At 57.1% G+C, this 588-nt stretch carries 1 protein-coding gene; it reads right to left on the minus strand.

What is annotated here, in order from left to right; translation table 11 throughout:
• On the minus strand, positions 1 to 588 hold a 588-nt coding region (locus ACM43_RS09565), incomplete at both ends, for an integrase core domain-containing protein (RefSeq protein WP_271539848.1).

Raw genomic sequence — 588 nt, forward strand, 5'->3', positions numbered from 1 at the left:
GCAAAATCGATCTGCTTCAAGCCAGGTTGATCGGCGCAGAATAGTCGGCGCTGCACCAAACTTGCGTCAGAGCCAATATTGCAAGCCGAATGACAGCCATTCAGGGTCTTCAGCCGCCGAGCATAGTTGTAGGCGTTGATGAAGTCGGCAAGGTGAGCTTCGAGCTGATCGTGTCGATCGTAGTAATAGCGTTGGACGGTCGCTTCCTTGATCGTGCGGTTCATTCGTTCTACCTGGCCATTGGTCCAGGGATGCTTGATCTTAGTCAGCCGATGCTCGATCCCGTTCTCCCGGCAGCGCATGTCGAACATATGCGTGGCGTATCTTGCTGTCGGGCCGTCCGCATAGCGCGGTGGGAAGGTGAACTGGATCCCATTGTCGGTGAGAACCGTGTGGATCTTGTAGGGGACGGCCGCAATAAGGGCTTCGGAGGAAGGCCGCGGCCGAGGTCCTCCCGTCTTCCTGGCCAGTTGCACGAACGCCAACTTGCTGGTGCGATCGATTGCGACGTAGAGGTAGAGCTTGCCTTTGGCGGTCCGGAGCTCGGCGATGTCGATGTGGAAGTAGCCGATCGGATAAGCCTTGAAC

This window comes from Bradyrhizobium sp. CCBAU 45321 (genome assembly GCF_028128975.1).
Lineage (GTDB): Bacteria > Pseudomonadota > Alphaproteobacteria > Rhizobiales > Xanthobacteraceae > Bradyrhizobium > Bradyrhizobium yuanmingense.